The organism is Variovorax rhizosphaerae, assembly GCF_037889975.1.
In the GTDB taxonomy this organism is placed as follows: domain Bacteria; phylum Pseudomonadota; class Gammaproteobacteria; order Burkholderiales; family Burkholderiaceae_C; genus Variovorax; species Variovorax rhizosphaerae.
In genome coordinates, this window is record NZ_JBBKZT010000030.1 from 35,957 (window position 1) to 49,063 (window position 13,107).

Annotated in this window: 13 protein-coding genes; 5 read left to right on the forward strand and 8 right to left on the reverse strand. The window is 66.1% G+C overall.

Translation table 11 applies throughout. The features are described 5' to 3' along the window. Window positions 1–9: 9 nt before the first annotated feature. From loiP to WKW82_RS35795, 6 genes are all read right to left on the reverse strand, one after another. On the reverse strand, window positions 10–771 hold the full coding sequence (gene loiP / locus WKW82_RS35770) for a metalloprotease LoiP (RefSeq protein ID WP_422823670.1): 762 nt from the start codon (window positions 769–771) through the stop codon (window positions 10–12). Window positions 772–926: 155 nt separating this feature from the next. Beyond that, window positions 927–1,901, reverse strand: a complete 975-nt coding sequence (locus WKW82_RS35775) for a Bug family tripartite tricarboxylate transporter substrate binding protein (protein WP_340347931.1) — start codon at window positions 1,899–1,901, stop codon at window positions 927–929. Window positions 1,902–1,935: 34 nt separating this feature from the next. Then, on the reverse strand, window positions 1,936–2,172 hold the full coding sequence (locus WKW82_RS35780; RefSeq protein ID WP_340347885.1) for a hypothetical protein: 237 nt from the start codon (window positions 2,170–2,172) through the stop codon (window positions 1,936–1,938). After that, a complete protein-coding gene (locus WKW82_RS35785; protein ID WP_422823671.1) occupies window positions 2,169–3,767 on the reverse strand; it encodes an FAD-dependent monooxygenase in 1,599 nt (532 codons plus the stop codon). The genes WKW82_RS35780 and WKW82_RS35785 overlap by 4 nt, the downstream gene beginning before the upstream one ends. A gap of 156 nt (window positions 3,768–3,923) precedes the next feature. After that, window positions 3,924–5,048: an alpha/beta hydrolase gene (locus tag WKW82_RS35790; RefSeq protein WP_340347887.1), complete on the reverse strand. Its 1,125-nt coding sequence runs from the start codon at window positions 5,046–5,048 to the stop codon at window positions 3,924–3,926. Continuing rightward, a complete protein-coding gene (locus tag WKW82_RS35795) occupies window positions 5,041–5,565 on the reverse strand; it encodes a VOC family protein (RefSeq protein ID WP_340347888.1) in 525 nt (174 codons plus the stop codon). Before WKW82_RS35795 ends, WKW82_RS35790 begins: the two co-directional genes overlap by 8 nt. A gap of 77 nt (window positions 5,566–5,642) precedes the next feature. Here WKW82_RS35795 and WKW82_RS35800 point away from each other — a divergent pair, with 77 nt between their 5' ends. Both WKW82_RS35800 and fic read left to right on the forward strand, forming a co-directional pair. Continuing rightward, window positions 5,643–6,437 (forward strand): helix-turn-helix transcriptional regulator, encoded by a 795-nt coding sequence (locus WKW82_RS35800; RefSeq protein ID WP_340347889.1) that lies wholly within the window; start codon window positions 5,643–5,645, stop codon window positions 6,435–6,437. Window positions 6,438–6,683: 246 nt separating this feature from the next. Beyond that, entirely contained in the window at window positions 6,684–7,811 is a 1,128-nt protein-coding gene (gene fic / locus WKW82_RS35805) for a protein adenylyltransferase Fic (RefSeq protein WP_340347890.1), read from the forward strand. A 54-nt stretch (window positions 7,812–7,865) separates the two neighbouring features. Here fic and WKW82_RS35810 read toward each other — a convergent pair whose 3' ends face one another. Further along, a complete protein-coding gene (locus WKW82_RS35810) occupies window positions 7,866–8,918 on the reverse strand; it encodes a fumarylacetoacetate hydrolase family protein (RefSeq protein WP_340347891.1) in 1,053 nt (350 codons plus the stop codon). 125 nt (window positions 8,919–9,043) lie between these two features. On the opposite strand from WKW82_RS35810, the gene WKW82_RS35815 reads away from it, so the two are divergent. From WKW82_RS35815 to WKW82_RS35825, 3 genes are all read left to right on the forward strand, one after another. After that, window positions 9,044–10,231, forward strand: coding sequence for a DUF3108 domain-containing protein (locus WKW82_RS35815; protein WP_340347893.1), 1,188 nt, complete (start codon window positions 9,044–9,046; stop codon window positions 10,229–10,231). A gap of 121 nt (window positions 10,232–10,352) precedes the next feature. Beyond that, window positions 10,353–10,631, forward strand: a complete 279-nt coding sequence (locus WKW82_RS35820; protein ID WP_340335108.1) for a BTH_I0359 family protein — start codon at window positions 10,353–10,355, stop codon at window positions 10,629–10,631. Window positions 10,632–10,806: 175 nt separating this feature from the next. After that, window positions 10,807–11,598 carry a ChaN family lipoprotein gene (locus tag WKW82_RS35825; protein WP_340347895.1) on the forward strand — a complete coding sequence of 264 codons (792 nt, stop codon included), beginning with the start codon at window positions 10,807–10,809 and terminating at the stop codon, window positions 11,596–11,598. Between the two features lie 106 nt (window positions 11,599–11,704). On the opposite strand, the gene aptA is transcribed toward WKW82_RS35825, so the two are convergent. After that, window positions 11,705–13,036 (reverse strand): omega-aminotransferase AptA, encoded by a 1,332-nt coding sequence (aptA, locus tag WKW82_RS35830; protein ID WP_340347896.1) that lies wholly within the window; start codon window positions 13,034–13,036, stop codon window positions 11,705–11,707. Window positions 13,037–13,107 lie beyond the last annotated feature (71 nt).

Below are 13,107 nucleotides of genomic sequence, written 5' to 3' on the forward strand. Positions count from 1 at the left end.
CGCGTCGGCTTATTTGCCGGCGTCGATCCGCTTCTGCATGCGCGCCGCACGCTCGGCTGACGGCGGGTGTGAGCTCATCATGGAGCTGCCCGAGCTGCCGCCGAGTTTCGCGAGCTTCTGGAAGGCGGTGACGAGCCCCTTTCGTTCCAGCTTGGCCTGGGTCAGCAGGTCGAAGGAATAGTCGTCGGCCGCGCTCTCCTGCGTTTGCGAGAACTGCGCGTTGATGAACTTCTCGGCCAGTTCGCCGGCTTGCGATTGCGAGAGTTGGCCGATGACGCCACCCGCCGAGCCAGACGCGCCGCGCAATGCGGACGCAGCGGCGGCGGCCTGCATGGCGCCCTTGGTGTGGCCGAGCGCCACGTGGCCGATCTCGTGGCCGATGACGCCGCGCAGTTCGTCGTCGTTCATCAGGTCCATCAGGCCGCTGTAGACGCGGATGCAGCCGTTGGCCATGGCCCAGGCGTTGACTTCCTTGGTCATGTAGACCTTGTAGTCGGCCTTCTTGCCGTTCACCGTGTCCGGCATGCCGCGGATTGCGCGGGTCAGCCGCTGCGTGTATGGGCTGCTGGCCGGTGCGACCTGGCTCTGCTTGTCCATGGCGGCGCAGGACTCGTTGGACATGGTGACGACATCCGCATCGGTGAGCGACATGGCCTGGTAGGCCGAGCCGCCCGCGCCCATGAGGGCGTCCGTGTCCATTTTCGAAACGGCTTTGCAGCCCATGAGGGCACAGGCCGCGGCCAAAGCCGCAGCCAGAGGTACGAAACGCATGGAAGCTCCCTATCTTGTGAAGTGAGGACAGGCCGACGGTGCCGGCCTGTCGCTGTCGGCGGATCGGTTGTCCGCTGCGGCAGCGCGGCGATCTTAGAGGATCGGCGCAAGCCCTCGCCCCGCCTTGGCAGCGGGATCGGGGAAAAGTCCGGGCTTCAATCCAGCTTGATGCCTTGGGCCTTGATGATCGGCCCCCAGCGCTTGGCCTCGGCGCGTGCCAGCGCCTGGAACTGCGCCGGCGTGCCCGGCAGCGGTTCCATGCCGAAGTCCTCGAAGCGCTTCTGCACGGCGGGGCTGGCGAAGGACTTGTTGAGTTCGGCGTTGAGCCGGGTCACGACGGGCGCGGGCAGGCCGGCCGGGCCGAGTACGCCCTGGAAGGCGAACACCTCCGTGTTGGGCACACCCACTTCGGCCAGCGTCGGCACGTTGGGCAGCAGCTTGCTGCGCTGCGCCGAGCCGATCGCCAGCACGCGCACCTTGCCGCTCTGCATGATCGGCAGGCCGGAAGCCAGGTCGAGGAACATGCAGGGCACCTGGCCGCCCATCACGTCGGCCATGGCCGGCGCGGCGCCGCGGTACGGGATGTGGGTGATGAAGGTGCCGGTGCGGTTCTTGAACATCTCCATCGCGAGGTGATGCGGCGAGCCGTTGCCGGGCGATGCGTAGTTGAGCTTGCCGGGGTTGGCCTTGGCATAGGCCAGGAACTCCTTGAAGTCCTTCGCCGGGAAGGCGGGGTTGACGACCAGCGCCATCGGGAAGCGGCCGATCGCACCGATGTAGCTAAAGTCCTTCTCGGGGTTGAAGGGCAGCTTGCTGAACAGGAATTCGTTGAAGGCCAGCACGGCGTTGTCGGCCGACATGATGGTGTAGCCATCCGCCTTGCTCTTGGCGACGATGTCGGCGCCGATGTTGGTCGATGCGCCGGGGCGGTTGTCGATGACGATGGACTGGCCGAGCGGCACGCGCATCGCTTCGGCCAGCGTGCGCGCGATGACGTCGGTGCCGCCGCCGGCTGGATAGGGGACCACCCACTTGATGACTTGGTCTGGATAGTTCTGCGCGTGCGCCCACGGTGCGAGCGTGGTGGCGCCGGCAGCGGCCAGGCCGGTGAGGAGGGTTCTGCGTTGGATGTTCAAGTTGCGGTCTCCGGGAGAGGAACAGGGGTCAAGGGGAAAGGGATTCCGACAGCGAAGGCATCGGCAGTTCATGCAGCGCATCGGCCAGTGCCTGGCTGCAGCGGTCCTCGTCGCCGACCTGCTCGAACAGGAGCAGCGCGAGGCGGGAGAGGAACAAGGATTCGCGTGCGGCGCCGGCTTCGGTGATGGCCCGTGCGCATTCGGCGTAGAGGCGGTCGCGGGCGTCGGCGGGCAAGGCTGGCATCGGGGCCGTGGTTGTTGTCATGTCGTCTCCAGGATGTCGGCGCGTGCGTTGGCTGCGCGAGCCAGCGCCTTCGAGATGGCGTCCGTCGAGGGATGGCGCCAGCGTGCGGCGACGTGGCCGTCGGGCCGCAGCAGGTAGACCGCACCGGTCTCGCCGGCACCGAGCGCGGTGAAGGCGGCGGCTGTGTCGTCGGTGCGGCGCAGCTTGTGGCGCACCAGCGGCAGGTTGTGCGTTTCGATGTCGAGCGTGGCGTCGGTCGTGGCGCCGGCAGGTTGCAGCACCAGCAGCGTGAAGGCCGGCTTCGTCAGCAGGTCGCTCAGGTGCAGGTTGGGGCCGAGTTGTTGCTCGGGCATCGCCTCGCCGGGCTTCGGACCTGCGCCAAGGTCGTCGCTGTCGCTGGACAGGGCCGAGTCGTCGTAGCGCACGGCCTGCGTCTGGCGCGGGTTGATCAGGTTGGCGATCTCGCGGTGCTTGCCCGACAGCGACAGCGCCGCCTCGCGCAGCAGGTCGAAGCCACGCGAGGGCGGCGACATGAACTCGGTGCTGCGCATCGCGCTTTCCGCGTTGATGTGGAAGGCGGCGATGCGCTCCTCCGAATAGCTGGCCAGCAGCGCCGGTTCCGACAGGCCCTTGGCCACCAGCGCCAGCTTCCAGGCGAGGTTGTCGGCATCGTCGAAGCCCGAGTTGAGCCCGCGCACGCCGAAGATCGGCATCGCATGCGCGGCATTGCCGGCGAACACGATGTGGCCGTGGCGGTAGTTCTCGAGCGTCATCGCACCGGCGCGGTAGACCGAGGTCCAGACCGTGTGCCACGGCAGGTCGCCTTCGCCGATCGCTTCGAGGTGACGCTGCACAAACTCGGTCACGGCCTCGGGCTTGAGCGCCTCCTCGGTGCTCTGGCCGGCGCGCAACTGGTAGTCGATGCGCCAGATGTCGTCGGGCTGGCGATGCATCAGCACGGTGGAGCCCGGGTTCCACGGCGGGTCGAACCAGGCGCGGCGCTCGGTGGGGTGCTTGCTCTGGAGCTCGATGTCGATGATGACGTAGCGGCCTTCGTAGCCGGTGCCCTTCAGGTCCAGGCCGAGCGCCTTGCGCACGCTGCTCTGGCCGCCATCGCAGGCGGCGAGGAACTGGCCGTGCAAGGCATAGCTTCCCTCCGCGTTGCGCACCTGCACGGTCACGCCGGCATCGTCCTGCGCCAGCGCCACCAGTTCGGTGCCCCAACGGATGTCGATGAGGCCCGGCGTCGCCGCGTTGCGCCGCACGATCGCATCGAGCAAATATTGCTCGATGTAGTACTGCTCCAGGTTGATCATGGGCGGCAGCTTCTGCGTGTCGTCGTGCGGCATCTCGAAGCGGAAGACCTCGTCGGTCTTGTAGAAGCTGCGACCGCCCGTCCATGGCAGCCCCTTGGCCAGGAAGGCCGGCAGCGCGCCGAGGCGTTCGATGATCTCCAGGCTGCGGCGCGAGATGCAGGCGGCGCGGCTGCCGACGCAGACGGTGTCGTCGGCTTCGAGGATCACGCTGCGCACGCCGTGGTTGGCCAGGCCGAGTGCCAGCGCCATGCCGACGGGTCCGCCACCGGCGATGACGACCGGATGGCGGCCCGGTTCCATGCCGTGTTCCAACGGCGGCGTCCACGGCCGGAAGCGGGTGTAGTGGAAGGCGCCGACCGACGGTGGCAGGTCTTCATAGGGCGCCGGCGGCAACGGGCCCGAGCCGGCGCTGCCGAGGGATGCGGAAGGAGGGTTCTCAGTGCTCACGACGACCTCTCAGATTTTTTGCAGCCACGCTTCCATCGCGTCGGCGGATTGGCGGATCAGGTCGGGCTGGCCGGCGAGGTAGTGATTACCGCCCTTCACCGGCACCTCGGTCAATCGGTTGCCACCCGCCTCGCGCCACAGGGCGGCGGTGCTGGGGAAGGTGGAGCCGTCGGCGGTGTGCGTCATCAGCAGGACCGGTACTGAGGTGCGTGCGAGGCAGGCCGGGCCATCGGCCTGCGAGCCCGAGGACCATTGCGACAGCCATGAGCGCAGCGTGTTGAAGCGGCCCATCGCGTTGGCGGCGTAGTTGACGGTGCGCGCGTCGCCCCAGATCGAGCCGACCGGGCGATCGTTGGCGTCGAGCGTGGCGTCGAGGAAGCGCGGGTCGCTGTGCGTGCGGTAGACGAGGAAGGTCTGGTCCGACGGCGCGCCGGGCGTGCCGCGCAGCATGCGAAGGCGGGCCCAGACCCAGGCTTCGATGCGGTCGCGGCGCGCCAGTTGCGCGGCGCGGAATTGCGCAACGAAATCGGCTGCGAAGGGCACGGGTTCCTTCGTTGCGTAGAGGTCGAAGGCCGGATCGGTCGCAAGTGGATCGGCTTCGTCGATGACCGACGGGTCGAGCCACTCGGCCAGCAGGCGCGAGCGGCCCGGATGCGCGGCCGACAGCATGAGGCCATCGACCGGCGGCAGGTCCGCCACCGACAGGTGCGTGGGCAGGCCATCGACGAAGTGCGTGGCGGTCAGCGATTCGGCCTGCGACTGGTAGAACGAGGACAGCGCCGCGCCGCCCGAATTGCCGATCAACACGACCTTCTTGTACCCCTGCGCACGCAGCCACTTCACGCCGGCGCCGAGGTCCTGCAGCACGGTTTCCATGAGGAGCATGGTGTCGTTGCCTGCATAGCGCGAGTTGAGGCCCATGCAGGCGATGCCGCGTTCGGCGAGCGGCTCCAGCAGGTAGTGGCCCATGAAGTTGCTGGTCGGGTGCATCACGATCGCAGCTACGCCCGTGCCCTGCCCCTTCGGCCGCCTCAACGCGCCGAAGATGCGCGGGCGCAGCGCCTGCAGGCCCGACTGGCTTTCCATGGTGACGCCCGGCTGGACGTCGATGACGACGAGTTCAAGATCAGACACGGGCGGCCTTCCTGAAGGTCGTCCACTCGGCGAGCGCGGCGTGTGCGTCGCGCTTGTAGCCGTCGAGTTCGCGTTGCGTCGCGAGTTCGGTCGTCAGTTCGAGACGGAAGCCGTTCGGGTCGAAGAAGTAGATCGAGTGGATGTAGCCGTCGTGGTCTGTCACGCCGATCACCTCGATGCCGTTGGCCTGCAATCGCGCCTTCATGTCCTCCAGCGCCTGGTCGGAATCGACCCGCAGCGCGATGTGGTTGACCCAGCCGGGCGTGTTGGGCGACGGCTCCGCGGCGGTGTCATCGCCGAGGTCGAAAAAGGCCATGTGCGAGCCATCGGCCATGCGGAAGAAGATGTGGACGTAGGGGCAGTGCTCGCCGGTCGAAGGCACGGTGTCCTTCTTGATCACATGCGTGAGCGGCAGGCCGAGGATGTCCTCGTAGAAGTGCCGGGTCTCTTCGGCGTCGCGGCAACGCCAGGCGAAGTGGTGCAGGCCGTGGATGGGATGGAGGGGTGTGGGCGTCATGGTGGAGGGATTGTCCCGATGCCTCCGGATGCTGCGTGTCGTAACTTTGTACGAGGGGATTACCCTATCCACTCCCCATGAAGCGTCACCGCATCCACCCCGCCACCCAACCCGAAGCCGTGTCGGCCACCGTCGCCGTCGGTATCGTCGCGGGCATCGGTACGCCGCACCTCGCCGACGGCTTCCTGGTCGCGATGCAGAAGGTGTTGCCGCTGACCTTCTGCACCGTGTTCGCGCTCGGCGCCAACGGCCGCGTGGTCACCGTCTCGACCGCCAGCAATTACGGCGATACGGCGCTGCAGACCTCCGAGCGCTACATCGAGAACCGCTTCGACCTGCTCGATCCGAACATGGTGTGGCTGTCGGCGCGCAAGTTGCCGAAGCACGCGCAGTTGTGGCTGAGCCACCAGCACGCGGACGAGGTGGCCGACCCGGCTTATCGCGCGGCCTGCTATGGGGAGGTGGGGATTCGCGAGCGCACTTCCGTGCTTCTGTTGCTCCCCGGTGGGCAGCGGGCGGCGGTGAGCTTCTATCGGAGTCTGGCGCTGCCGGAATTTGCCGAAAGGGACTTCGCTGCGATCGAGGCCCATGCGGCGCTGCTGGCGGAGGCAACGGCGGCGCACAGCCGCGGGTTGGTGGGAGCGGCGTCACGGGTTTCGGGGGCGGCAGCGTCCTCGCAACTCCTGTCGCTGAGCCTGCGAGAACGCGAGGTGATCGACCATCTGCTGGCCGGCCGCACGGCCAAGCAGGCGGCGCGTGAGATGGGCGTAGAACTCAGCACCGCGCGCACGCATCAGTACCGGGCTTTCAGGCGATTGAGCATCGGCAGCTTGAAGGAGCTGCTGGTACGCGAGGACTTCAGGCCGTCTTGAACTCGAAGCCATCCGGCGCGGCGAGGAGTTCTCTGCCTGAGCATGCCTGGGCGAACATGCGACGGGCCTATATGTGTCGCGAAACCTCTACAAACGCGACACATTCTTCAGTCATGTCGCCGAGAGCGACATGCAGAGAAAACGTGTCGCCAAAAATAGGAAATCGCAACACGTTTTCTTGACATGTCGTCGCGGACGACCTAACCTGAAAACATGTCGCAAAAATATGATTTTGACAACACGACAATGCCAGCGGGCGCTCCCTGGCAAGCAGACCGCCCCTATGACACGCTCCCGCCACTGCCCCCGGCAATCGACCTCGAAAGCAAGCCGATCCTCAAACAGTGCATCACGGCCCGAGCCGCGTTGGCAGAACTCAAGCAAGCCACCGAGTTGATCCCCAACCCGACGGTCCTCATCAACATCATTCCCTTGCTGGAGGCCAAGGACAGTTCCGAGATCGAGAACATCGTCACCACCACCGACAAGCTTTTCCGTCATGCCGATGGCCACGACAGCCAGGCCGACCCGGCCACCAAGGAAGCGCTGCGCTATCGCACCGCCTTGCACCAGGGATTCCAGTCCTTGGGCAGGCGCCCGCTCTGCACCTCAACGGCGGTGGAAATCTGCACGGCCATCAAAGGCGTGGAGATGGACATCCGGAGAACGCCAGGTACCCAATTGATGAACGAGCGCAGCGGCGAAAGCATCTACACACCACCGGAAGGCGAGGCACTGCTGCGCAAGCTCCTCGCCAACTGGGAGCGCTTCCTGCACGAGACGATCGACCTCGATCCGCTCATCCGCATGGCCGTGGGGCATTACCAGTTCGAGGCCATCCATCCCTTCACCGACGGCAACGGCCGCACCGGGCGAATCATCAACATCCTCGTGCTGATCCAGGAACACCTGCTGCCGTTGCCGGTGCTGTACCTGAGCCGCTACATCATTGCAAACAAGGTCGACTACTACCGCCTGCTGCAGGACGTGACGCGTCTGCAGTCGCCGGAAGGATGGGAGGCCTGGGTGCTCTACATGCTGCGCGCGGTAGAAGACACGGCACGCTGGACCACGCAAAAAATTGCGGCGATCCGCATACTGGCCGAGCACACCACCGAGTACGTGCGCGAAAAGCTGCCCAAGATCTACAGCCGCGAGTTGATCGAGACCATTTTCGAGCAGCCTTATTGCCGCATCGGCAACCTGGTCGACAAAGGCTTGGCCGGTCGACAGGCGGCTTCAGTTCATCTCAAAAGCCTTGCCACGCTAGGCGTGCTGAGCGAAATGCAGGCGGGCCGGGAAAAGTTGTTTGTGCATCCGAAGCTGATGCAATTGCTGATGCGGGATGGCAATGGGTTTGCACGGTACAACTGACGGGCCGTCGTGGCCGATGCACCGCGCATCGCGTGACCTGCAACGCGTCGCCGATCAATGCTCGCTGCGGCGATCGGCGTCCCTCTTGTTCACGACGTTCATGGCCGGCGCCACGATCTCCTGATCAATCGCCCCGAACACCGAGTGCCCATCCCTGCCCTTCATCTCGATCCTGATCGTATCCCCGAACTTCATGAACTCCGTCGCCGGCTGCCCATCCAGGATCGTCTCGATGCAGCGCTTCTCCGCGATGCATGAATAGCCCTTCGGCCAATCCATCTTCCCGTTCTTCTCGACGCCCTTGTTGCTCACCGTGCCGCTGCCGACGATGCTGCCCGCGCGCACGTTGCGCGTCTTGGCGATGTGGGCGATGAGCTGGCCGAAGTGGAAAGTCATCTCCTCGCCCGCGTCGCAGAGGCCGACCTTGCGGCCGTTCCAGGTGCTTTGCAGCGTCAGGTGCACCCGCCCGCCGATCCATGCTTCGCCGAGCTCATCCGGCGTCACGGCGACCGGGCTGAACGCCGTCGCCGGCTTGCTCTGGAAGAAGCCGAAGCCCTTGGCCAGTTCGGCCGGGATCAGGTTGCGCAGGCTCACGTCGTTGGCCAGCATCAGCAGGCGGATGCCGTCGAGCGATTGCTCGGCTGACGCACCCATCCGCACGTCGCCGGTGATGACCGCGATCTCGGCCTCGAAGTCGATGCCGAAGGCCTCGTTCGCCACCACCACCGGGTCGCACGGGCCGATGAAGTCGTCGCTGCCGCCCTGGTACATCAGCGGGTCGGTGTAGAAGCTCTCGGGCACTTCCGCATTGCGCGCCTTGCGCACCAGCTCGACGTGGTTGATGTAGGCCGAGCCATCTGCCCACTGATAGGCGCGTGGCAGCGGGGCCATGCACTGGGCCGGGTCGAAGGGGAACGGATGGCGCGTGCGGCCCGCATTCAGTCGCTCGCTCAGGTCCTGCAACTGCGGGCTCAGGAAGCCCCAGTCGTCCAGCACGTCCTGCAAGCGGTTGGCGATGCCGGTGGCGTAGTGCGCGGTGCCGAGGTCGCGCGAGACGACGATCAGTTGACCGTCGCGCGAGCCGTCCTTGTATGTGGCGAGTTTCATGGCGTGTGCGAGACGATGCGGAACGCAACTCGATCCAGATCGCTCTACTAAACTGATTGAACGGGCGGCAGTGTACCGATGTACCCCCACGGCGCTGGGTGCCCCGCCCGCCTTTCCACCCCGCCATGACGCCCTTGCCGCCGCCGCGCAACCTCGACGCCGCATCTTTGCCGGCGGATGGGTCGCAGCATGCGCGGCGCATGCTTGCGCTGTTGACGCTGGGCGTGCTGGCCGCGCATCTACTGGTGCTGGGGTTGATTCCAACCGGCGTCGGGCCGGAGCAGTTGCCGCTCGAGAACAAGTTCATCACGCGCACCATCGTCATCACGCCCCCGGCCGCCAAGGCCGAGGCGCCCGCCCCTGCCGCGGCCAGTCCGCCCCCGCCGCCGCGCGTGGCAAAGCCCACACCGCCCAAACGCCCGCGCGCGATCACGCCACCGCGCACCGAACCCGCACCCGCGCCGCCGCCCGTGCTCGCCGCCCAGACTTCCGCCGATCCGCTTCCGGTCGAGCCGGCACCTGACGTACCCGTGGCCGCAGCGTCGCCGGCACTGGAAGGTGCGTCGGCGGGCGAGGGTTCCGGCACGGCGCCGGAGGGCGGCACGGCCGATGGCAGCGCAGGCGGCGTAGGGAGCGGCGCGGGCGAGGTCACGACCGGCGCAACCCAGCCGCTGGTGCTGCCGGGCTCGGTCAAGCTCTCGTTCGAAGTCGGCGGCCAGCGCGGCGCGCAGCCCTATTCCGGCGGCTACGGCGAACTGGTCTGGCTGCAGGACGGCGACGAATACAACGCGCGCCTGTCGATGAAGGCGCTGTTCATGACCTTCCTGAGCCAGACCAGCGTGGGCCGCGTCGACGCCAGCGGCATCGCGCCCACGCGCTACTCCGAGAAGCGCAGGAGCGAAGTGGCCTCGCACCTGGTGCGCGACCAGGGCAAGGTGGTGTTCAGCAACAACTCCCCGACGGTGCCGCTGCTGCCCGGCGCGCAGGACCGCCTCAGCGTGGCGATGCAGCTTGGTGCATTGCTCGCCGGCGACGCCAGCCGCTTCCCGCAAGGCAGCAAGATCCGCATCCAGACGGTCGGACCGAAGGATGCCGAGGTGTGGGTCTTCAACGTCGAAGGCGAGGAGACCATCGAGGTGATTGCCGGCGAATTCAAGGCGCGCAAGCTTTCCCGCGCCCCGCGCCGCGATTTCGACTACCAGCTGGAGCTTTGGCTGGCGCCGGAAATCGGTTACCTGCCGGTACGAATCCAGCAGAAGCAAGCCAATGGCGACATCATCGACATGCGACTACGCGCAAAAACCACGCCTTAGATGCCTAATTGATCACACTCTTGTGGGCAAACCGCCCGCAAGATCTCGGCCATCTTGAAACTGGCGCGTTGATTGCTATCTAACCATCATGAATGCAATCGACTACCGGAGCCACCCTGCCATGCAAATGCTCTATGACTCGGAATCCTTCGTTGTGGTGCACATGCACTCCAATGAGGACGATGCACCCGCGGCGCCGAACATCCCCGCCTTGGCGCGGCACGGCTTTGAAATCGTCGACAAGCGCTCCGGCAAGGAGGTTTACCTCGACGGCTCCTGGGCTGAACTGTTCCAGCAGAAGATCACTGCATGGCAGTTGAACACGCCCACGCAGGAAGAAGTGGAAGACACGCTCGAAGGCTATGCTGAACTGGCGCAGAACCCGGTGCTGATGCACTGAAGGTGTCGTCGCAGTCTCATTGGCTGAAAGCCGCGTTTCGACGCGGCTTTTTTTTGTCTGGGCGGCGCGCAAGCCGCCTTTCTCCGACAGTCTGAAGCGCCACAACATGGGGCGCTCATTCATCACCCTCGCGTAGTATTCCGCGATGCGAATGGCGCGAACCTGTTACCTCCCGATGTCGCTGCTTGCCGCAGCCACGCTCATGCTGGGCGCATGCACCGGCATGCGCCCAGCGGCAGATGTTCCCATCGCGGCTCGCGTCGCGGCACTGGCGCCGACCGATGCCTTGTTGCTCGGTGAACAGCACGATGCCGCCGACCACCACCGTATCGAGCGCGAGACCGTGCAGGCGCTCGTCGACAGCGGCAAGCTCGCTGCGCTGGCGCTGGAGATGGCCGACGACGGCACCAGCACGGCCACCCTCCCCGCCAGCGCGACCGAGGCCCAGGTACGCACCGCATTGGGCTGGCAGGAAAAGGGCTGGCCCTGGGAGAACTACGGTCCCGCGATCATGGTGGCTGTGCGCGCCGGCGTGCCGGTGCTCGGCGCCAACCTGCCGCGATCGCACATGAAGGACGCGATGGCCGATGTCTCGCTCGATGTGCAACTGAGCGAGAAGGCGCGCGCGCAACAGGAGGAGGCGGTGCGCAGCGGCCATTGCGACCTGCTGCCGGCCGCGCAGATCGGGCCGATGACGCGCATCCAGATCGCGCGCGACCGCTCGATGGCGCAGGTGGTGGTGAAGGCGCGGCAGCCCGGCAAGACCGTGTTGCTGATCAGCGGCAATGCGCACGCGCTGCGGACGCTGGGCGTGCCGCAGCACATGCCGACTGATGTGAAGGTGGTGTCGGTGCAGATGCTGGCTTCGGCGACCGTTCCGCTCCGCGCCGCGCCGGAGTACGACGCGATCTGGCAGACGGCTCCGCTGCCCGCGAAGGACTACTGCGCGACGCTGCGCAGCAAGTAGCGGAATTGCGTGAAACACCGCGGAACCGGCTTTGCCGGGCCGCTGGTGTTGCCCCCGGTAGGGGGTTGGAGGAGCGCCACGCAGTGGCGCCGATCCTGGGGGCGAGCTAGTTCCTTTTGATGGCGTCAGCCAGCGTATTGACCAGCTTGTCGATGTGCGACTTCTCGACGATGTATGGCGGCGCGATCACCAGCACGTCGCCCGCCGGGCGCACCAGCGCGCCGTTGTGGAAGCACTCCAGGAAGATGTCGTAGGCCCGCTTGCCCGGCGCACCTGCGATCGGCGCCAGTTCCACCGCCGCGGCCAGGCCCAGGCTGCGGATGCCGATGACGTTCGGCAGGCCCTTGAAGGTGCTGTGGAATGCATCACCGAGCACCTTGCCCATCTCGCCGGCACGCGAGAACAGGGCTTCCTGCTGGAACAGGTTCAGCGTGGCGATGGCCGCGGCGCAGGCCACCGGATGACCCGAGTAGGTGTAGCCGTGGAAGAACTCGACCACATGCTCGGGCGCGTCGGTCTTCATCATCGCGTCGTACAGCTTGTCGCGGCAGATCACGCCGCCCAGCGGGATGACGCCGTTGGTCACGCACTTGGCGAAGTTCAGCATGTCGGGCACCACGCCGAAGTAGTCCGACGCGAAGTTGGTGCCCATGCGGCCGAAGCCGGTGATGACCTCGTCGAAGATCAGCAGGATGCCGTGCTTGTCGCAGATGGCGCGCAGCTTGGTGAGGTAGTCCTTCGGCGGGATGTACCAGCCGGCCGAGCCAGCGATCGGCTCGACGATGATCGCGGCGACGTTGCTCGGGTCGTGCAGCGGCAGGATGCGCTGCTCCAGGTCGGCCAGCGGATCGTCGTTCCATACCGGTTGTTCGTTGTGGACGTAGGCATGGTTCACCGGGTCGTGGATGAAGCGCATGTGGTCCACGCGCGGCAGGAAGGCCGAGCCGAACACCTTGCGGTTGCCCGGGATGCCGCCCACCGACATGCCGCCGAAGCCCACGCCGTGGTAGCCCTTCTCGCGGCCGATGAACAGGTTGCGATGGCCTTCGCCGCGGGCGCGATGGTAAGCGAGCGCCACTTTCATCGAGGTGTCGGCGGCTTCGCTGCCGGAGTTGCAGAACAGCACCTTGTTGAGGTCGCCGGGCGCCATCGCCGCGATCATTTCGGCGGCCTTGAAGGCCTTGTCGTTGCTGACCTGGAAGGCGGTGGCGTAGTCGAGCGTATCGAGCTGGGCCTTGATGGCCTCATTGATGGGCTTGCGGTTGTGGCCGGCGCCGACGCACCACAGCGACGAGATGCCGTCGATGACCTTCTTGCCGTCATGCGTGGTGAACTCCATGCCGTCGGCGGCCACGAAGACGCGCGGGTCCTTCTTGAAGTGGCGGTTGGGCGTGAAGGGCAACCACTGGTTGTCCATGTTGAAGTCGGTGTAGGCCATGTGTCTCTCCTGTACGGCATGCGGGTTTCATACGACTTCGCAATCAAGCGCATAACTGCGTTGGATCGCCT

Coding starts and splice junctions, on each gene's coding strand:
- WKW82_RS35825 (WP_340347895.1), top strand. CDS start 10,807: ATGTCGCTGCTTGCCGCAGCCACGCTCATGCTGGGCGCATGCACCGGC.
- WKW82_RS35785 (WP_422823671.1), bottom strand. CDS start 3,767: ATGGAACCGGGCCGCCATCCGGTCGTCATCGCCGGTGGCGGACCCGTC.
- WKW82_RS35780 (WP_340347885.1), bottom strand. CDS start 2,172: ATGACAACAACCACGGCCCCGATGCCAGCCTTGCCCGCCGACGCCCGC.
- loiP (WP_422823670.1), bottom strand. CDS start 771: ATGCGTTTCGTACCTCTGGCTGCGGCTTTGGCCGCGGCCTGTGCCCTC.
- WKW82_RS35815 (WP_340347893.1), top strand. CDS start 9,044: ATGACGCCCTTGCCGCCGCCGCGCAACCTCGACGCCGCATCTTTGCCG.
- WKW82_RS35810 (WP_340347891.1), bottom strand. CDS start 8,918: ATGAAACTCGCCACATACAAGGACGGCTCGCGCGACGGTCAACTGATC.
- WKW82_RS35820 (WP_340335108.1), top strand. CDS start 10,353: ATGCAAATGCTCTATGACTCGGAATCCTTCGTTGTGGTGCACATGCAC.
- fic (WP_340347890.1), top strand. CDS start 6,684: ATGCCAGCGGGCGCTCCCTGGCAAGCAGACCGCCCCTATGACACGCTC.
- WKW82_RS35795 (WP_340347888.1), bottom strand. CDS start 5,565: ATGACGCCCACACCCCTCCATCCCATCCACGGCCTGCACCACTTCGCC.
- WKW82_RS35800 (WP_340347889.1), top strand. CDS start 5,643: ATGAAGCGTCACCGCATCCACCCCGCCACCCAACCCGAAGCCGTGTCG.
- aptA (WP_340347896.1), bottom strand. CDS start 13,036: ATGGCCTACACCGACTTCAACATGGACAACCAGTGGTTGCCCTTCACG.